This is a genomic window from Acetobacter farinalis (assembly GCF_011516935.1).
Classification (GTDB): domain Bacteria; phylum Pseudomonadota; class Alphaproteobacteria; order Acetobacterales; family Acetobacteraceae; genus Acetobacter; species Acetobacter farinalis.
Genome location: NZ_WOTF01000020.1, coordinates 1 through 18438, shown reverse-complemented (window position 1 = coordinate 18438; position 18438 = coordinate 1). Strand labels below are relative to the sequence as shown.

Genomic DNA, 18438 nt, shown 5'->3' with positions numbered 1-18438 from the left:
GAGGGCTGAGGCATGATGATGGCCCTGCTGCGCCGGCTCGGGCAAACGGCTTTCGTGCTGTTCGGTATTTCCGTGCTGGTGTTTCTGGTCTTTTTCGCCACACCGGGGGCAGACCCCACCGCGCGTATTGCCGGGCGCAATGCCTCCCCCCAGACCCTGGAAAAAGTGCGCGCGGAATACGGGCTGGATCGCCCGCTGCCCGTGCAATACGCCACCATGATGAAAAAGCTGTTCATCACGCAGGATCTGGCGTCCTACGCGGACAGGGGTGAACTGGTCGTGCCGGAAATTGCCCGTGCGGCCCCGGTTACGGTCTCTCTGGTCTGCGGGGCGGCAGTGATCTGGGTTGCGCTCTCCATTGCCATGGGCACCATCGCCGCGGCCATGAAGGGCACATGGGTGGATCGGGGGCTGATGATTCTGGGGTTGATCGGTATTTCCATGCCGGTCTTCTGGCTCGGGCAGGTGGCCAATCTCATCACGCAAAGCCGGTATCATGACACCTGGCTGTTCTCATGGGTGCCGGGGCTGGGGTACGTGCCGCTGACAGAAAATCCATGGGGATGGTTCAAGGCGCTGGTTATTCCGTGGTGTGTTCTGGCCGTCATGTTCATCGGCATTTACAGCCGCGTCCTGCGGGCTGATCTGGTGGCCCTCTCCGGTGAGGACTTCATGCGCACGGCACGGGCCAAGGGGCTTTCGCCCTCCCGTATTCTGCTCCGCCACGGGCTGCGCACCTCACTCATCACCTTTGTCTCGCTTTTCGGGCTGGATTTTGCCCAGCTTGTCGGCGGCGGAGCGCTGCTGACGGAAGTGGTGTTCGGTCTGCCCGGCGTCGGGCGGCTGACCTATCAGGCACTGACCAATCTGGACCTGCCCCTGATCATGGCCACCGTCATGTATTCCGCCGTGTTTGTCGTGCTGGCCAATGCGGTGGTGGATATCCTGTATCTGTTTCTTGACCCGAGGGTGCGTGATGCCCGCTGAAGCCCCTCCTGCCCCTGCGGCTCCCTTGCTGGTGGTGCGCGACCTGTGTGTGCGTGTTCCCTCCCGCGGGCGGATGATCCCTCTGGTAGACCGTGTGTCCTTCACCCTTGGGGAGCAGGATATTCTGGGGCTGGTGGGGGAATCCGGCTCTGGCAAATCCGTCACCGCCATGGCGCTGATGGGGCTGATTGACAGCCCCGGTGTGCAGATAACCGGTTCGGCCCTGTTCCGGGGGCAGGAACTGGTGGGCCTGCCGCAAAAGCAACTCCGCCGCCTGCGCGGGCGTGAGATCGCCATGATCTTTCAGGACCCGATGACGGCCTTCACCCCGGTCTATACCATCGGCTGGCAGATTGATGAGCAGATCCGCGCGCATGAGCGGCTCTCCCGCAAACAGGCTCGCAACCGCACTGTGGACCTTCTGGCCGCAATGGGTGTGCCCGACCCGGCCCAGACAGCAAACCGCTACCCGCACCAGCTTTCCGGTGGCCTGCGGCAAAGAGCCATGATTGCCATGGCGCTCTCCTGCAATCCTGCCCTTCTGATAGCGGATGAACCCACAACAGCGCTGGATGTGACGGTACAGGCGCAGATTCTGGAGCTTATCCGCTCCCTGCGCAGCACCTATGGCTCTTCCGTGCTGCTGATTACGCATGACATGGGCGTGGTGGCTGAAACCTGTGACACCACTCTGGTGCTCTATTCCGGGCGGGTTGCAGAAACCGGACCAACCGATGCGCTCTTTGCCCACCCCGGCCACCCCTATACAGCGGCCCTTCTGGCCTCCATCCCGCCGCTGGAAGGCCCGCGCCCGGAGAGGCTGCCAGCCATAGCAGGTGCCCCTCCGGCCCCGCTGGAGCGCCCCGAGGGCTGCGCCTTCGCACCCCGCTGCTCCTATGTGCACGCCCCCTGCCTGCACGCCCCGCCCCCACCGCTGGTGCCTACGGGCCGGTATGCCTCCGCACCCCGGAGAGCAGAAGCCGACACACAGGCTGTGCCCCTCCCGGCCCCGGACAACACGCCCCGCCCCGGCAACCTCTCGCATGGCAGCCCGGCAGTGCAGGCCCGTTCCGAGCCCGCCTCTCTTCGAGCTGCCCAGTTTGCCGCCTGCGTCCTGCCAGCAGAAGGCACCCCCTTGCCGCCACGCCTGAAAGACACAGCCCCCGGCCCCGGCACGCCGGACGCCATCGGCCACGCCCCACCACCCCGACCGCCCTCCCCATCTTCCACAATCGGGGAGCCGCATCTGTGACAAGACCGTCCGCGCCCGTACCCAAGACCGCCACAGAGCCGCAGAGCAGTGCCAGTGCCAGTGCCAGTGCCAGTGCCAGTGCCAGTGCCAGTGCCAGTGCCACACCGCTGCTGGAGGTGCGGGATATCCGCAAGACATATCATCTGCCCCGCGGCCAGACCCTGAAGGCAGTGGACGGCGTCTCCCTTTCCGTCATGCCCGGAGAAGTGCTGGGGCTGGTGGGAGAATCCGGCTCCGGGAAATCAACACTGGGGCGATGCCTGTTACGGCTGACGGATGTCTCTTCCGGGCAGATCGTCTTTGAAGGACAGGACATCACGCATCTGGGCGAACGCGCCATGCGCCCGTTGCGCCAGCGCATGCAAATGGTGTTTCAGGACTCCTATGCCTCCCTCAACCCGCGCCGCCGCATAGGAGATCTTCTGGCCGAACCGCTTCGGGTGCACCCCGGCCCGGACGGACGCAAACGCTCCCACGCCGCCATAACCGCGCGCCTGCACGAGCTGATGGAGCTTGTCAGCCTGCCGCTCTCAGCTTTGGAGCGTTACGCGCACGAGTTTTCCGGCGGGCAGAGGCAGCGCATCAATATCGCACGTGCGCTCGCCCTCTCTCCCCGCCTGATCGTTGCGGATGAACCGGTTTCTGCGCTGGATGTTTCCGTGCAGGCGCAGATTGTCAATCTGTTTACCGACCTTCAGACCCGGCTGGGCCTGACCTACGTGTTTGTCGCGCATGATCTGGCTGTTGTGCGCCAGATTTCCACGCGTGTTGCCGTGATGTATCTGGGTGTGGTGGTGGAGCTGGGCGAGACAGATGCCGTGCTGCATCACCCGGCGCATCCGTACACAGCAGCCCTGACAGCCGCCGTGCCACGCCCGGAGGTTGGCGCTCCGCGCGCGGCACCTCTGGGGGGTGATATTCCCAGCCCCATAGCCAGACCGGCGGGGTGCCGCTTCCATACGCGCTGCCCCGCTGCGCAGGAGCGCTGCAAAGTGGAAGACCCCGCTTTACGGCCCGTCAGCCAGGGGCACTTTGTGGCGTGTCATTTCCCGCTGACAGACGACTGAACAGAGCCATAGTCGGAAAGGCCCCGAAGCAGGATAAAAATTTGCCCGACAGTCAATCTGGTTTATGAAACAGGCACTGGGATTCTCTTTTTCTTTCTGGATATTTCGTGATGCCTGACAGTTCCGCAGCAGCCGCACAGCGCCTTCAAGCCGTGCTGACCACCCTGCGCGCCACCATGGATGCGCAAATCAGCACCGCACCCTCCGTGCGGGAAGAGCATAGCCATGGTGAGGCCATGAATGCCGCCCGCCTGCCGGAAGCGGTTATTTTTGCGGAAAGCACGGAAGATGTCTCCACTGTTCTGCGCGCCTGCCACGCCCGGCATGTGCCGGTCGTGGCGTTTGGTGCCGGAACATCCGTTGAAGGGCATGTCGTGCCGCCAGAGCACGCCATCAGCCTGGATCTCTCACGCATGACATCCCTTATCGCGGTCAATGCGGACGATCTGGACTGCCGTGTTCAGGCGGGGCTGACGCGCCAGAGCCTGAATGCGCAAATCCGTGAAACAGGGCTGTTCTTTCCGGTGGACCCCGGTGGTGAGGCAACACTTGGCGGCATGTGCGCCACCCGCGCTTCGGGCACGGCGGCCGTGCGCTACAATACCATGAAGGAAAATGTGCTTGGCCTGACAGTTGTTCTGGCAACCGGTGAAATTATCAGAACCGGGGGGCGGGTACGGAAATCTTCCACCGGGTATGACCTGACATCCCTGTTTATCGGCTCTGAAGGCACATTGGGCATTATCACGGAAGTCCAGCTCAAGCTGCATGGACGCCCTGAAACGCTCTCTGCCGCTGTCTGCCAGTTTGAAAATCTGCATGACGCTGTGCAGACTGCCATGGAAATCATTCAGTGCGGGATTCCGATCAACCGCGTGGAGTTGATGGATGCCGTACAGATGCAGGCCTCTATCGAGTATTCAAAACTGGAAGGTTATCGCCCACTGACCACCCTCTTTTTTGAATTCGCCGGAGCACCGGCCGCCGTGCAGGAACAGGTAAGCGCCACGGAAGCACTTGTACAAGCCAATAACGGATTGGGTTTTGCATGGGCTGAAAGCGCGGAAGACCGCTCCCGCCTGTGGAAAGCCCGGCATGATGCCTTCTGGGCCGCCAAGGCGCTGGACCCGCAGGCCCGCGTGATTTCAACAGATTGCATTGTGCCGATCTCCCGCCTCGCGACTTTGATTGATGGTGTTTACGAGGATATCAAGGCGTCTGGCCTGCGCGCCCCGCTTCTGGGGCATGTTGGAGATGGAAATTTCCATACCCTCATCATCACGGAAGATACCCCTGAAGGCCACGCACAGGCATGGGAACTGGACAAGAAAATTGTCGCCCGTGCGCTGGCGCTGGAAGGCTCATGCAGCGGTGAACATGGTGTGGGGATGGGCAAGCTCGAGTTTCTGGAAACCGAGCACGGAGCCGGCGCACTGAGCGTCATGCGGGCTCTGAAAAAGACAATGGATCCACACGGCATTCTCAATCCGGGTAAACTCCTGCCACAGGGGCCGGTTTATCAGGGCTGAAACTGTCAACATTTTTACTGAATTATAAAGAAAATCCCTAAGATTTTCATTCTCAGGCGATAATCGGAACGCTGACTCTCGCACCTCTCATGGCCTGCCCCACACTACAGTGGTGCGGTGGTGCCCTGCCAGCAAGCACGCGAGAGTCAGGAAGACTATAGGGGTCATGGGGCTTTACGGATGAGCACGGCATCTTGCCCGCTCCGGGTACAGATACCCCCCACGCTGAATAAAAGCTTTCTCAAATCCGATTTTTGGCTGCTGTCTTCGCACAAGCCCTTTGAGAAATTATTCCTGACATCAATCTTGATCTCGCATTCGACGTGCAAAAGCAGACAATCTCCATTTATAAGCATACGCCCTGCGACAGTGTTGAGCTTGCCATAAAACGTTTCATGCGTGACAAACGGCACAAACCCATCGAATAAAAATAAATTAACTTTATTTGAGAATACATTCCTCTTTTATCTAATTTCCTGGAAATACTCACATCAGAAAGATAATCAATGATCATAGAAAATGTGATTTTTCATAAATTCTTGATCAAAATTCTTTCCATTATAAAATCATCCATAAAAATAGATAAATCCCATTTTCATGACAGCGCTCCCCCTTCCGATTTTTTGCAGCATTGGGAGTATTTACAGAAAACGCAGCCCAGTAATGGCCTGATTACCATGGGGATCGGTATTACGCGGCTTCTCTTGAACATTCCCTCCGCTTCAGAACCTTTTGAGCTGATCCGCTCACGCTCAACGTCACGTCTAAGCCGTATCCTGCTGACAGCAACCCGGCTTCATTTCTCGCACTACAGGCAGGCGTATGAAGAGTTTCAGGCCCTTCTTACCCAGTACACTGACCTTGATCTGCCCGCTTTCCAGGTTCTCGGGCAGGCCGTATGTCACGCTACCAACAGGGCGGGCTGGTGCACACTCTCCCCCGCAGGCAAGCTGCATATCATGCTCCGCAAGCCCATTACTCTGGAAAGGCTCTGCCTTGTCAGCGATGGGAGCAGTGCCCCGCTCTCTGCTTTCCGCACCCTGCGGGAGCAGAACAGACTTTCCGTTATCCTGCCAGAAAACTGGAAGCAGATTGAACACTTAACTCTCACGCTGCCGGGAGAGAGGCTGCTGGGAGACACGTTCCATATCCCCCATTTCCTCAAAACAGAAGGCTTTGTGACCTCCGGCCCCGCAGGCCTTTCCGGTTGGGCCCGATACCCGGCCAACCCGGAGAGCTCTGTAAAAATTAAAATCATCCCGCAGGATGATACGCAGAAACCCATTTTTCTTTTCACAGAAAATACGAAATTCTTCTCTCCCGATATGATTGCAGGAGACGCCATAAAGCATGCATTTTTTATTGATTATGAAAAAATCAGGAGAAAAGGCACTCTCTTCAGTGTTTGCTCTGAAGGAGGTGCGTCCTTCTACGGCAGCCCGCTGTCTCTCGATCCGTTAGCAGAGAACGCGCGACGGTACGCACAGGATATGTCACGGCTTTTTCCTGCCGTATGTTTTGAAAAGCATCCTGAAAACCCTGAGTCTTCTCATTCTTTTAAAAGTCGTAAGTCGAAAAGACTATCTCCAGTTTCGGTTATCATTCCAGTCTATAATGGATTTGCTGCCACGAAGACCTGCATTACCCTGTGCCTCAAACACATGCCGGAAAATGCCCGCCTGATTATTGTCAATGATGCCTCTCCAAACACAGATATTCGGAAATATCTCTCACACATTGCAAGCAAGCCGAATATTCTTGTTCTTCATAATCAGAAAAATCTGGGATTTCCCAAATCTGTTAATCATGGATTGCGCCACAGACATCAGAATGAAGACGTTGTTTTACTGAACAGCGATACGTTGGTGTGCCGGAACTGGCTTTTGGTCTTGCAAAGAGCCGCCTACACACAGCCTGACATTGGCACCGTGACCCCCCTTTCAAATAACGCAACCATTTTCAGTTATCCCTCAGCCACCCAGATCAACGCTGTGCCCGATGCACGCGCATGCCAGGACATCAGCGCAACCATGGGGCAGCTCTGGCGTGGCGAAACCATAGATGTGCCGACAGCCCATGGCTTCTGCATGTATATAAAATCCGGGTGCCTGAACGAAACCGGCCTGCTGCGTGATGACGTTTTTGCGCAAGGTTACGGGGAGGAAAATGATTTCTGCCGCAGGGCCGCGGCTCTGGGCTGGCGTCATGTTGCCTGTCCCGGCACCTTTGTCGGCCATGCGGAAAGCCAGTCTTTCAGCCCCGTTAAATCTGATCTTATCGCCAGAAACCTCCGCCTTCTGAACGCCCTGCATCCGGGATATGATGAGATGGTGGCACGCTGGCAGGATCAGGACCCTCTGGCCGCCAGCCGAAAGGCGCTGGATCTGGCACGCCTGCACAGGAAAAATCCAGTTCTGAAATCTGTTATTCTGATCATGCATGATCGCGAAGGTGGTATTTTTCGCCATGTGTGGAAGCGGGTTTCATCATACGAAGTGAAGGGTATTTTTGCTTTTGTCATGAGCCCTGAAAAAAGCCGCTCAGGGCGGCCGGTCTGGAAATTATCGTCCGTGCGGGACAAGGATTACCCGAACCTTGTCATTCCCCAGAATGCCTTCAGTTTCAGGGATCTTTACAAGAAGCTTGGATGCGAGAAATTTGAAATTCATAGCTATATTGGCAGCACGCTCGAACAGATTTTCAGTCTGTCCGCACTGAAGCTCCCTTATGATGTGTATATCCATGATTATTCATGGTTCTGCCCGCGTATAACGCTGGTTTCCGGTCTAAACCAGTATTGTGGCGAGCCTGATACCAGAGGCTGTCAGGCCTGTATCCGCACGTTCGGCACGCAGACAGGGGACAAGACACCCCTTGAGGCTCTCAGGCGTGGCAGCAAGGTTCTGCTTGAAAAAGCGGAATGTGTCATTTGTCCCTCGCTGGACACAGCGAAGCGTATCACCAGGCATTTTGGCATTCAGCCGGACATACACGCGTGGGAGAACGTGCGACATGCCCGCACACTGTTCTTCCCTTACAAAGCGCATCATGAAAACCGCACGATCGGTATTTTAGGCGCAATCAGCCTTGAAAAAGGCTACGAATGCCTTCTCGCTCTGGCGCGGTTGATTAAACACGCTCGCATTCCCGCGACACTCGTTCTGATCGGGTATACGTGTGACGATGCACCGCTTCTGGAAACCGGCGTTGTCACGATTACGGGCCGGTACAAGGAGTATGAAATCAGTGCTCTGACCGAAAAATACGCAATCGACTGGTTTTTCCTGCCGTCCCTCTGGCCGGAAACATGGTCCTATGTCCTGACCCATATCTGGACGAGCAACAGAGCGGCGATTGTGTATGATATTGGCGCACCGGCAGAAAGAATAAAGCAGTCCGGCGGCGGGTTGGTCATTCCGCTGCACACGCCCCTGCACGCCCTGATTGCTGTTCTGATGGCGCCATATAACTATACAGGGGCGTTCGGAACGCAGGGAGATGCGCTCAGCCTACCTCCGGCCCCGCAAACCCAAACCCGGCCTGCCCCGGTAAGCTGACCTCAAAACGGAAGGCTGGTCAGCCTTTCAGTCCCCCATCACGGTTAACTGCCATGTTACGCTGGCTTTTTCGGGTGGCTGAATCCACAGCGGGGTGGCATTCGGCAGCCGGACATTGGCAGGAAGATTCATGGCAGACCGCAAGGCGCGGAACAAAGCGCCATGGGCGACAATCAGGGGAACGCCTCCTGCCGCTGTGGCCCGGTTGACCGCCGCAACAGCCCGCGCCCGCAGATCTGCAAAGTCCTCGGCCCCGTTCGGGGTATAGTCCCCGGCAATCCAGCTATCGTACCAGTCCCCCATCGGCTGGCCTTCCTGCTCACCAAAGCAGACTTCTTCAAGCCCTGCATCCGTTGTCAGAGGCAGTGGGGCATGGCCCTGCGCCATCAGCCCTTCCTGCACAATGGTTGCCGTTTTCATGGCACGCATCAGGGGAGAGCTGACAATATGCGTGATGCGTGCCCCGGCCTGCATACTCTGCTGAAACAGCTTCACGGCGGCGTCCGCCTGCGCAATCCCGGTGGCGTTCAGGGGCACATCCGTGCGCCCCTGAGAAAGGCCGTCGCGGTTCCAGTCAGTCTGGCCGTGGCGAAGATACCAGTAAGAGCAGGATTGAAGCTGTGTCATGGGTCTCAATCAAACAGGGAGGATACGGAGCTTTCATCAGCAACAGCCCGCATGGCCTGCGCGAGCAGGCTGGAAATGGTCACCTGCCGGATATTATGTGCTGCCTCGACACTTTCAGTGGCCATGATGCTGTCCGTCAAGGTCAGCATCTCAATCGGTGACTTTGCAATGCGCTCCACGGCCGAGCCTGTCAGCACGCCATGCGTCACATACGCCCCGACAGAAGCCGCGCCGTTATTGGCAATCGCCACGGCCGCATTGCACAGGGAGCCACCGCTATCAACAATATCATCAACCAGCAGGCAGTGGCGGCCCCGCACATCACCAATCACGTTCATGACTTCGGACACGCCGGCGCGTTCGCGCCTCTTGTCGATAATAGCCAGATCGGTATTCAGGCGCTGCGCAAGCTGGCGCGCGCGCACCACCCCCCCCACATCGGGGGAGACAATCATCAGGTCACGATCACCATACCGGCTGCGGATATCCCGCGTGAACAGCGGTGCGGCATAGAGGTTATCAACCGGAATATCAAAGAAGCCCTGAATCTGCATGGCATGCAGGTCCAGCGTCAGCACGCGGTTTGCACCGGCTTCCACCAGCAGGTTTGCCACCAGTTTTGCGCTGATGGGGGTGCGGGGGCCGGATTTGCGATCCTGCCGGGCATAGCCGAAATACGGGATAACCGCCGTGATTCGCCGGGCTGACCCGCGCCGCAGCGCATCCAGCATCACCAGAAGTTCCATCAGGTTGTCATTTGTCGGGGTGCAGGTGCTCTGGATGACGAACACATCCTCACCGCGCACATTTTCATGAATTTCGACAAAGACTTCCATGTCGGCAAAACGGCGAACGGTCACATCACACAAAGGAAGGGACAGTTCCGCAGCAACGGCTCTGGCAAGTGGCAGATTGCTGTTACAGGCGACAATCTTCATGATAAGGAGGGTTCCCGGCTTCTCGACGTTAGGATGAAACGGTACGGCGGGCCGGGTTTAGCAACCACGGGCGCTGTTGTCATCCATGTCAAACACCCTACAGGGCAGACAAAAGCACAGCGTGACAAAAAAACACGCCCCCGCTCTTCTTACCCCTCCCCTTGCACAGAGACACTCTGTTCTCTATCGCCATAAGTTATCATGGACAGCATGCAGAACGCCCCCTCGACCGAAGACACGCAGCGCACCAGCCAACCCGCCCCTGTTCTGGCCCTTCTGCCAGAAACGGGTGTCTCCTACATACGCCATGCCTGGCAGGACATGCTCTCAGGCATGAAACTGGCGCGGCTGGGAGCCACGCTGGGCTGGCTGGATATCAAGCTCCGCTATCGCGGGTCCATCCTTGGTCCGTTCTGGCTCACAGCCTCAACCGCCGTGATGGTAGCGGCCATGGGGGTGCTGTATGCCTATCTGATGAACATGGATGTGCATAAATATCTGCCCTTCCTGACCTTCTCCCTTGTGCTCTGGGGCTTTGCCAGCGGCACCTTGCAGGATGGCTGCACCACCTTCACCTCCGCATCGGGGCTCATCCATTCGGCCCGCATGCCCTACAGCCTGCATGTGCTGCGCGCCACGGTGCGCAATCTGCTGACTGTTGCGCACAATATCCCGGTTGTTGTGGTGGTCTTCCTGTGGTTCGCGGTGGTTCCGGCGTGGTCATGGACCATGCCCGCGGCCTGCGCCCTGTGGGTTTTTGACAGTTTCATGGCCACATTCCTGCTGGGCATTCTGGGGACCCGCTTCCGTGATGTGCCACCTATTGTTGCCAGCACCCTCCAGATCCTGTTTTTCGTCACACCCATTCTCTGGGCGCCGGAACTGATGAAAACCGGGCAGGACTGGCTGCTGCTGGACCCCTTCTTCCCCCTGATGGAAATCCTGCGGACACCGTTTACCGGCGATATTGTCAACGCCGCCATCTGGCCTGCGGCGCTGGGCTGGTCAGCCGTGCTGACAGTGGTCACATTCGCTCTGTTCGCCCGCATGCGGGCCCGTCTGGCCTACTGGGTGTAACGCATGGTTGGTATTACTGTCCGCGATCTGGAAATCTCGTTCCCCCTCTATCACGGCAATGCCCGCAGCCTGAAAAAAACCCTCAGGGACTCCCTGAGCGGCCGGTTCACGCAGGATGAGCGCGAACGCGTGGTGGTGCAGGCGCTGAGGGATGTCACCTTCACACTCAACCCTGGTGACAGGCTGGGTCTTGTAGGCGGGAATGGCGCAGGCAAGACCACACTGCTCCGCGCTCTGGCGGGAATTTATGAACCTGTGGGCGGCAGCGTGACCGTTACCGGCCACATCGGCACACTGCTGGACCCCTCCCTTGGCATGAACATGGAGCTGACAGGCCGCGAGAACATTCGCCTGCGCGGCATGTTCGCAGGGCTTTCCGCCACCCAAATCAGTGCAGTCGAACAGGACGTGGAAGCGTTTGCCGGGCTTGGCTCGTTTCTTGACCTTCCGGTGCAGACCTACAGCTCCGGCATGACGGTACGGCTTTCCTTCGGACTGGCCACCGCCATCAAGCCCGATATCCTGCTCATGGATGAATGGTTCATGGCGGGAGATGCCTCCTTCCGGAACCGGGCACGGGCGCGACTGGAAACGCTGGTTTCCCAGGCGGACATTCTGGTTCTGTCCAGCCATATGGCGGATGTCATGGTGGACTGGTGCAACCGGCTGATCTGGCTGGAAGACGGCAGAATCCGCATGGATGGCTCACCCCGGGAAGTGCTGGAAGCCTATCTTGGGCATCCGCTGGAAGAGCTGGATAACAAGGATACCGCACCAGACCCTGTCCTGCCGGAGCCTGATCCTGCGGAACCACACCCTCTCCCCTGAAGCAGCCTGACCTTACCCCTGTCCCGCATGCTCCCGGTGAGCAGCAGACCTTTCAGCTTTAGTCCATTCGCACCGCGCGACAGGCGTGACATACTCCCCCCCCCCGGCCACACCGGATTGACACGATACGGCAGCCACCCAGGCACCAGAACGGAGCATCCATGACGCGGCAAAACCCGCCCCGCAGGCAGAAAGCGTGTTTCACCACCGGCAGCATCATGCGGCATGTCATTGTTATGGCGGGCACCGGGGCCATTGGCCTGATGGCGGTTTTCGCGGTGGACATGCTCAACATGGTCTATATCGCGCATCTGAACAAACCGGCGCTGACAGCCGCCATCGGGTTTGCCGGAGCCGTGATCGGCCTGCAGATTGCCGTCGCCATCGGCCTGACCATTGGCCTGAGCGCCGCCACGGCGCGGGAAATCGGCGCGGGGCGACATGAGGAAGCGCGGCACATTGCCACCTCCGCCCTGGTCGTGACACTGCTCATCACGCTTCTGCTGGGCCTGTGCACCTCGTTTGCAGCGCACCCCATTCTGAGCCTGTTCGGCGCACATGGCGAGGCACTGGAACAGGCCACCTCCTATCTGCACGTTGTCAGCCCCTTTCTGCCGCTCATCTGCATCGGCATGGGCGCATCGTCCCTGATGCGCGTGGTGGGGGACGCCAAGGGCTCCATGAATATCACGCTGCTGGGGGCCATTGTGGCCGCGGTGCTGGACCCGCTGATGATTTTCGGCCTGCATGAAGGGCTGACAGGCGCTGCCATCAGCTCCGTGCTCTCCCGCCTGGTGGTGGCCGGTATCGGTCTGCGCGGGGCCCTGCGGCATGATATGCTGGCCCGCCCGGACTTCTCCCGCATTCTGCCTGATGCCCGCCGCGTTGGCTCTGTCGCTATGCCAGCCATCCTGACCAATCTGGCAACACCGGTCGCCGGGGCCTATGTGACCGGGGCCATGTCGCGCTTCGGGCTGGAAGCCGTGGGCGGGCAGGCCTCCATTGAGCGCATGGTGCCTGTGCTGTTTTCACTGGTTTTTGCACTCACCGGATCAGTCGGCCCCATCATGGCGCAGAACCTCGGGGCCGGACGGTGTGACCGGGTGCACGAAACCCTGACAGCCGCCCTGAAGCTTGTCATGCTGAGTGTCGGGGCGACATGGGTCATTCTGGCAGCCTTGCAGGATTACGTGGTGGCTGCGTTCCACGCGCAGGGCAATGCTGCCCTGCTCATTCATCTGTTCTGTTCCTGGACCATTGGTGCCTTCCTGTTTGTGGGCATGTTGTTTGTGGCGAACGCGGCCTTCAACAATCTTGGCTTTCCGCTGTATTCCACGGCCTTCAACTGGGGCCGCGCCACACTGGGAACCATTCCTTTCGTGTGGTTCGGCAGCCGGTTCGGGCCGGCAGGCGTGCAGTTCGGATATGCCGCAGGAGGCATTGTGTTCGGATCACTCGCTGTGATGACCGCATTCCGCGTGACGCGGGCTCTCACCAGCCCGGACGCAGCCCATATTCCAGCGGCACCGGGGGAGGTGCCTGTTTCAGATGTGCCGACCGTGAGTGCGGAAGCCGCCATGGCCGAACTGGACGAGTTGGGGGGAGCCCCGGATATTTATGATGCTGACAGGAGTGGAACCCATGTCAAAACTGACCACTGAAGAACGCAACGCCCTGCCGGACGAGGCTTTTGCCCTGCCCGGACGCCGTTACCCCATCCCCGATGCCACCCACGCGCGGGATGCACTGGCTCGCGCCAGTGAGATGCTGCATCGGGGGAACCTGACGCAGGATGACTACGACACCATTCACAAAAAAGCTGAAGAGGTCCTGCGGCGCGAGCGCATGTGACAGCGCCTGCACGCGGGCATCCATGCCGGACGGGCTGGCCGGAACGAGAACCGGGGAGCAACAGGCAAGGCTGAGCCCCCCTCACTTAGAGAGGCTGTTCAGATACCCTCTGGCCTGATCCGGATGCGCATGGCATCAAGGCCAGATGTCACTTTCCTCAGAGTCCGGCTTATTTTTTCATGCTTGATCGCCTGTATACCCGCCTCCTGCGGCACGCCGCCAGCCCCAACGCGCCGCTCTGGCTGGTGGCTCTGACCTTTGCGGAAGCAAGCTTTTTCCCGCTTCCGCCAGAAACATTGCTGGTGCCCATGGTGCTCGCCCGGCGGGACAAGGCCTGGCTTTATGCCAGCCTGTGCACGGTTGCCAGTGTGGCGGGCGGGCTTCTGGGGTGGGTGATCGGGGCTTTTCTGCTTGAGCATCTGGCCATGCCGATCGTGCATTTTTACCATGCCGAGCAGACACTGGCGACCTTGCAGGAAAAATTCCGCCGCTGGGGCGTATGGATTATCCTGCTCAAGGGTCTGACCCCCATTCCTTACAAATTTGTCACCATCGCCAGCGGAATGGCGCATTTTGCCCTGCTGCCTTTCCTTGCTGCCAGCCTTGTCACACGGGGCGTACGGTTTTTTCTGGTTGCCGGGCTTCTGTGGAAATTTGGTGCGCCCATTCAGGAGTTTCTTGAAAAGCGCCTGCCGCTGGTCACCGGGGTTTTTGCCGCTCTTCTGGTAGGCGGACTGCTGGCCCTGCGCTATCTGTAAAGCTGGCTCCATGCACGGCTGCCGCGCTGCACCCTGCCTTGCGGGGCAAGCTGTTCCGGCGCAAGACACGATAAAGATCAGACCATCAGACTAAATGCAGGGAGACCGATGAGCATGCCAACGCAGATCGCTGTCATTACCGGTGCCGGGGCAGGCATTGGCCGGGCTGCTGCCCGTGCGCTCGGCCGGGCAGGCTTTGACATCGCCCTGCTGGGCCGGGATGAAGAACGCCTGAAGGACGCGGCGCAGGATCTCGCGGCCCATTCCGTCCGCACACTGGTGATCCCGGTGGATGTGGCGCAGGCGGATGCCGTGGCACAGGCCGCAGAGCAGATTGAAGCCACCTTCGGCCCCATTACCGTCTGGGCCAACTGCGCCGGAGCCACTGTGGTCGGGCAGGTTGCCGTGCTGTCCGCCAAGGACATCCAGCGTGCCACAGAAGTCACCTATCTGGGCAGCGTGAACGGCACACTGGCCGCCCTGAAACATATGCGCCGCCGCGGGCATGGGGCCATTATCAATCTCGACCTCGCCCCGGCCCTGCGCGGCCTGCCCCTGCAGGCGGCTGAAAACGGTGCGCGCGCCGCCCTGCGCGGGTTTTGTGAAAGCCTGCGGCCAGAACTGCTGCATGATGCAGACCGGATTCGGGTCGTGATGGTCGATCTGCCCGCCATCAACACCCCCCGTTACGGCTGGACCCGTAACCTGACGGGCAAGCGGCTGAAGCCCGTTGGCCCGGTTTATGAACCGGAAGTGGCGGCGGAGGCGATCTGCCGGGCCGCCTTTACCACCAGCCGCTCCATCTCCATTGGCCCGGCCTCCCCGCTGGCAGTGCTGTCACGCCTGCTGGGGTCCGGCTACCGGGAAAGCCGCATGGCGGAGCACGGATATAAAGCTCAGCTTGAAAAAACCTGCGCGGACACCGCCACGCCGGATGATCTGTTCACACCCACACCCGGAGCCTTTGCGGCCCATGGCGCGTTTGATGAAAAAGCACGGCGGCTCGACAGCCCCTTCTCCTTCTTCATGCCATCCAGTGTGCGGGCAGGCCTTTTTGGGGCCGCACTGGCTGCCGGGCTCACGGGGCTGATGACCCACATCCGGAACAGCCGCCGCTGACAGCACAGGATAGCCCAGCAGGCATCCCGCACACCGCCAGCCATGCTGATGCCACAAAATACAGGGCACTCTTGGCCAGAATCTGGCCAGCCTCACGCTGTTTCGGCCTGAGGCTGGCGCTGAAACAGGAGGTTCCTGCGTGATCCGATCTTTTCTGCGTCGCACCCTGCTGACTGCAACCGTTTGCGGCATCAGCGCTGCCGTGCTGCCCCCGTTGTCCGCCCAAGCCGCCACAACCACACTCCGTGGCACCGTGACCTATCGGGAACGGATGGCCCTGCCTCCGTCCGTTGTGGAAGTGCGCCTTCTGGAACCTTCCCAGACAGATGCCCCCGCACCCGTTCTGGCCAGTACCTCCCTGCACGCCACACGGCAGGTGCCCATTCCTTTTACCTTGCAGGTTAACCGCGCCTTGCTGAAGCCTGGCCACCATTACGCGCTGGAAGCCACTATTTCTGTAAATGGCCAGCCGTGGTTCAGCAGCTCAACGCAAACACCCCTGCCTGAAAACACCCGCAGCAACATCCTGCTTGTGGTCAACCGTACCCGCGCCAAAGCAAACGCAAGCCCTGCAGGCACATGGAAAGCCGAACGGATGGGGGAGACGGCATTCACGAAAGATGAGGCCACTCCTCAACTGACCATTGCGGAAGATGGAACGGTTTCCGGCTTCAGCGGCTGCAACCGGGTGCATAGCAAAGCCACACTGGATGGCGCGCACATCACATTCGGCCCGATGATCGCCACACGCATGGCCTGCCTTCCCGCAGCCATGGCGACCGAACAGCTTTTCCTGAAAAATCTGGACGCCACACGCGGCTGGCATCTGGCCCCCACGGGCGATGTTCTGGCGCTGGTTGACGCACAGGACAAACCCACTATTGTGTTCCGCCGCCAGCCCGCGGACAAGACGCCTGACGCCCCAACACCGGCAACGGATGCCGCAGGGAAAGAAACACCCCCTACCCCGGCTGCACCCACATTGCGGTAACAGGCCTTTCACGGACCCGATGAAAGGGGGGCGGCTTAGTTCCGGCCGCTCTCGACTTTTGCGCCAGTTACTGCGCCCGCCCCCTGACATCATCCATCATGCACCTTGGCTGCTTTCCCTCTGCGTTTACAGACCCTTATGCCGCAGAGGGAAACACCGTTCTCCTGCATACTCTCCCGACGAATGATGCCCCTTGAAAGAAAGGCGTCTCGAGAACCGCATCGGAAAACTGAAGGCCGATATGGACGGTGCTCTGGCCGAAAAACCAGAAAAAACCTTCATGCTCCTTCAGATATTTCCTGAACACAGGCCGGCTTGTGCCACGCGACCTGTAACTCTGCCACGATCAGTGTGCCTCGCCTGAGTGGACAGGCGATATTACCGACCTCCTCCGTAATACCCTCCCGGCTTGTCACGCGCGGCCAGGCCACCTTCGCAGCAGGGGGAGCGAATTACTCCCGTCATTTCATCAACGAAACACTGGCGCTGTCCACAGAACATCTTCTCCTCGCTTTATAAAAGGCGGGAGATTATTGAACGCTCCTTTGTCATGCTGACGTAATCCAGAGGCATTGCAACACATCATGCAAACAGCAAAGAGGTCTCCCATTGCGGCGGTGCAATGGCAGTTTCAGATACTCAGGGAAGATATCCGAGCTGGGTCAACGTCGTCAGTATCGGCATCGTATCTGGACCCTGTTTCAGAAAAAATGTGCCAGACATTGAGAAGAAATGGAACCCATATACCATCCCTGGACAAATATTCCGTCCCGCAGGGTCCGCATGGATAGAGGTGTGCAGCACATAATTCGCCTGTTCCAGCAGAACGCCTGCGGCGACAAGGTGCTCCAGAATGAGATTTGAGGTGATCCGCAAGAGGGACCGCATCCTGCTGCGATATCCACCAGAATGGTTCTGCCCGGCAAACTGGCTCAGAATCAGGATAAAGCCAGCATGGGTTCCCGTTCTTCTACCGCAGTTCGGGAATGTAGGTCATCCCCACCTTTCCGAATGTAAAGGCATTTAAAAATTTCAATATGTAAATGATATCTCACACTGTGACAGTTAAGCTGGTCTTACCAGAGGCGATTCGTCATGCATTGAACGGGAATTAGGCGAGCGCCGAGGCTACGTGGGCTTGTGACGTCAATGTTTTTGGAAAAAATTCTAATGAAATACCACTCATGATTGAGACAATAAAAAAATAAATAGAGTAATCCAAAAATATGCATAGGATTACCACTCCTCTCATTCACTTTTTAAATGAAAAAATTACCCCTCTTGATAGTGATTGCTCAGAAAATATTTTCATTTTTTATCCAGAATGTGATCTCGAAATGATAAAGCGGGAGAGAGGAGGGTCAATTCTATGTCTGGAGATAGTTGGTAGAATTACGAATTACTGCACTGTCGTTTCTGGCATGAATGTCGGGTAGAAACATGAAGTTTCTCAGAGAGATTTCCGGTAAAAGCGCCAGAGACAAGAGAGTCTCCCTCATAACCAATGCACGTATAGATAACATTTCATAGAATTATGCTCCATATATCTGCATTGAATACAAAAACTTATTGATATTTTCCTTCTCAATACAAATCACAACTTTAATAAATATTTAACGTATTGTTGTTTCGTTTAAGTTTATCACCGCGATATGTATCTAAAATTCTATATTTAATAAATAATAAATTATGACACTGATATAAATCTGGATACTGTGGATATACTGACCCCCAAATTTTCTGCCAAGGTGGAGGGTTCGAAAAACCCCCTGGTTTTGAGAGCTGCTCTGTGATTCCATTTCCCTTGAGTTGATTGGGGGCATGGATCATGAAGCAGACTGGTTTCTTTGATGTTGA

Annotated in this window: 15 protein-coding genes; 12 read left to right on the top strand and 3 right to left on the bottom strand. The window is 58.1% G+C overall.

Going from position 1 to position 18438, the window contains the following annotated elements:
• Positions 1–12 precede the first annotated feature (12 nt).
• The 5 genes from GOB82_RS11305 (at position 13) to GOB82_RS11285 (ending at position 8392) form a co-directional block, all read left to right on the top strand.
• Positions 13–987 carry an ABC transporter permease gene (locus GOB82_RS11305; RefSeq protein WP_194300472.1) on the top strand — a complete coding sequence of 325 codons (975 nt, stop codon included), beginning with the start codon at positions 13–15 and terminating at the stop codon, positions 985–987.
• Entirely contained in the window at positions 977–2239 is a 1263-nt protein-coding gene (locus GOB82_RS11300) for an ABC transporter ATP-binding protein (protein ID WP_377791866.1), read from the top strand. The genes GOB82_RS11305 and GOB82_RS11300 overlap by 11 nt, the downstream gene beginning before the upstream one ends.
• Positions 2240–2349: 110 nt before the next feature.
• The gene (locus GOB82_RS11295; protein WP_166123159.1) at positions 2350–3306 is read left to right on the top strand and encodes an ABC transporter ATP-binding protein; all 957 of its coding nucleotides are present in this window, start codon (positions 2350–2352) and stop codon (positions 3304–3306) included.
• A 110-nt stretch (positions 3307–3416) separates the two neighbouring features.
• Positions 3417–4835 (top strand): FAD-binding oxidoreductase, encoded by a 1419-nt coding sequence (locus GOB82_RS11290; protein WP_166123136.1) that lies wholly within the window; start codon positions 3417–3419, stop codon positions 4833–4835.
• Between the two features lie 677 nt (positions 4836–5512).
• The gene (locus tag GOB82_RS11285; protein ID WP_166123134.1) at positions 5513–8392 is read left to right on the top strand and encodes a glycosyltransferase; all 2880 of its coding nucleotides are present in this window, start codon (positions 5513–5515) and stop codon (positions 8390–8392) included.
• Between the two features lie 27 nt (positions 8393–8419).
• On the opposite strand, the gene GOB82_RS11280 is transcribed toward GOB82_RS11285, so the two are convergent.
• Together GOB82_RS11280 and GOB82_RS11275 are read right to left on the bottom strand one after the other, a co-directional pair.
• Positions 8420–9019, bottom strand: coding sequence for a histidine phosphatase family protein (locus tag GOB82_RS11280; protein WP_166123132.1), 600 nt, complete (start codon positions 9017–9019; stop codon positions 8420–8422).
• Between the two features lie 5 nt (positions 9020–9024).
• Positions 9025–9957 carry a ribose-phosphate pyrophosphokinase gene (locus GOB82_RS11275; RefSeq protein WP_166123130.1) on the bottom strand — a complete coding sequence of 311 codons (933 nt, stop codon included), beginning with the start codon at positions 9955–9957 and terminating at the stop codon, positions 9025–9027.
• Between the two features lie 210 nt (positions 9958–10167).
• Here GOB82_RS11275 and GOB82_RS11270 point away from each other — a divergent pair, with 210 nt between their 5' ends.
• The 7 genes from GOB82_RS11270 to GOB82_RS11240 all read left to right on the top strand — a co-directional run bounded on the left by GOB82_RS11270 (position 10168) and on the right by GOB82_RS11240 (position 16581).
• The gene (locus GOB82_RS11270; protein ID WP_377791869.1) at positions 10168–11034 is read left to right on the top strand and encodes an ABC transporter permease; all 867 of its coding nucleotides are present in this window, start codon (positions 10168–10170) and stop codon (positions 11032–11034) included.
• A gap of 3 nt (positions 11035–11037) precedes the next feature.
• Positions 11038–11862: an ABC transporter ATP-binding protein gene (locus GOB82_RS11265; RefSeq protein ID WP_166123126.1), complete on the top strand. Its 825-nt coding sequence runs from the start codon at positions 11038–11040 to the stop codon at positions 11860–11862.
• Positions 11863–12023: 161 nt separating this feature from the next.
• Positions 12024–13523 carry an MATE family efflux transporter gene (locus tag GOB82_RS11260; protein WP_166123124.1) on the top strand — a complete coding sequence of 500 codons (1500 nt, stop codon included), beginning with the start codon at positions 12024–12026 and terminating at the stop codon, positions 13521–13523.
• On the top strand, positions 13504–13713 hold the full coding sequence (locus GOB82_RS11255; RefSeq protein ID WP_166123122.1) for a hypothetical protein: 210 nt from the start codon (positions 13504–13506) through the stop codon (positions 13711–13713). The genes GOB82_RS11260 and GOB82_RS11255 overlap by 20 nt, the downstream gene beginning before the upstream one ends.
• Before the next feature lie 179 nt (positions 13714–13892).
• Positions 13893–14471: a YqaA family protein gene (locus GOB82_RS11250; RefSeq protein WP_166123121.1), complete on the top strand. Its 579-nt coding sequence runs from the start codon at positions 13893–13895 to the stop codon at positions 14469–14471.
• A gap of 114 nt (positions 14472–14585) precedes the next feature.
• Positions 14586–15590 carry an SDR family oxidoreductase gene (locus tag GOB82_RS11245; protein ID WP_166123118.1) on the top strand — a complete coding sequence of 335 codons (1005 nt, stop codon included), beginning with the start codon at positions 14586–14588 and terminating at the stop codon, positions 15588–15590.
• A gap of 139 nt (positions 15591–15729) precedes the next feature.
• Positions 15730–16581, top strand: coding sequence for an META domain-containing protein (locus GOB82_RS11240; RefSeq protein WP_166123117.1), 852 nt, complete (start codon positions 15730–15732; stop codon positions 16579–16581).
• A gap of 1602 nt (positions 16582–18183) precedes the next feature.
• On the opposite strand, the gene GOB82_RS13310 is transcribed toward GOB82_RS11240, so the two are convergent.
• On the bottom strand, positions 18184–18438 hold a 255-nt coding region (locus GOB82_RS13310; RefSeq protein WP_206752401.1), incomplete at its 5' end, for a hypothetical protein.

Excerpts from the sequence above, each read along its gene's own strand:
- GOB82_RS11270 (WP_377791869.1), top strand. The coding sequence starts at position 10,168 with ATGCAGAACGCCCCCTCGACCGAAGACACGCAGCGCACCAGCCAACCC.
- GOB82_RS11260 (WP_166123124.1), top strand. The coding sequence starts at position 12,024 with ATGACGCGGCAAAACCCGCCCCGCAGGCAGAAAGCGTGTTTCACCACC.
- GOB82_RS11255 (WP_166123122.1), top strand. The coding sequence starts at position 13,504 with ATGTCAAAACTGACCACTGAAGAACGCAACGCCCTGCCGGACGAGGCT.
- GOB82_RS11250 (WP_166123121.1), top strand. The coding sequence starts at position 13,893 with ATGCTTGATCGCCTGTATACCCGCCTCCTGCGGCACGCCGCCAGCCCC.
- GOB82_RS11245 (WP_166123118.1), top strand. The coding sequence starts at position 14,586 with ATGCCAACGCAGATCGCTGTCATTACCGGTGCCGGGGCAGGCATTGGC.
- GOB82_RS11300 (WP_377791866.1), top strand. The coding sequence starts at position 977 with ATGCCCGCTGAAGCCCCTCCTGCCCCTGCGGCTCCCTTGCTGGTGGTG.
- GOB82_RS11280 (WP_166123132.1), bottom strand. The coding sequence starts at position 9,019 with ATGACACAGCTTCAATCCTGCTCTTACTGGTATCTTCGCCACGGCCAG.
- GOB82_RS11285 (WP_166123134.1), top strand. The coding sequence starts at position 5,513 with ATGGGGATCGGTATTACGCGGCTTCTCTTGAACATTCCCTCCGCTTCA.
- GOB82_RS11265 (WP_166123126.1), top strand. The coding sequence starts at position 11,038 with ATGGTTGGTATTACTGTCCGCGATCTGGAAATCTCGTTCCCCCTCTAT.
- GOB82_RS11290 (WP_166123136.1), top strand. The coding sequence starts at position 3,417 with ATGCCTGACAGTTCCGCAGCAGCCGCACAGCGCCTTCAAGCCGTGCTG.
- GOB82_RS11275 (WP_166123130.1), bottom strand. The coding sequence starts at position 9,957 with ATGAAGATTGTCGCCTGTAACAGCAATCTGCCACTTGCCAGAGCCGTT.
- GOB82_RS11305 (WP_194300472.1), top strand. The coding sequence starts at position 13 with ATGATGATGGCCCTGCTGCGCCGGCTCGGGCAAACGGCTTTCGTGCTG.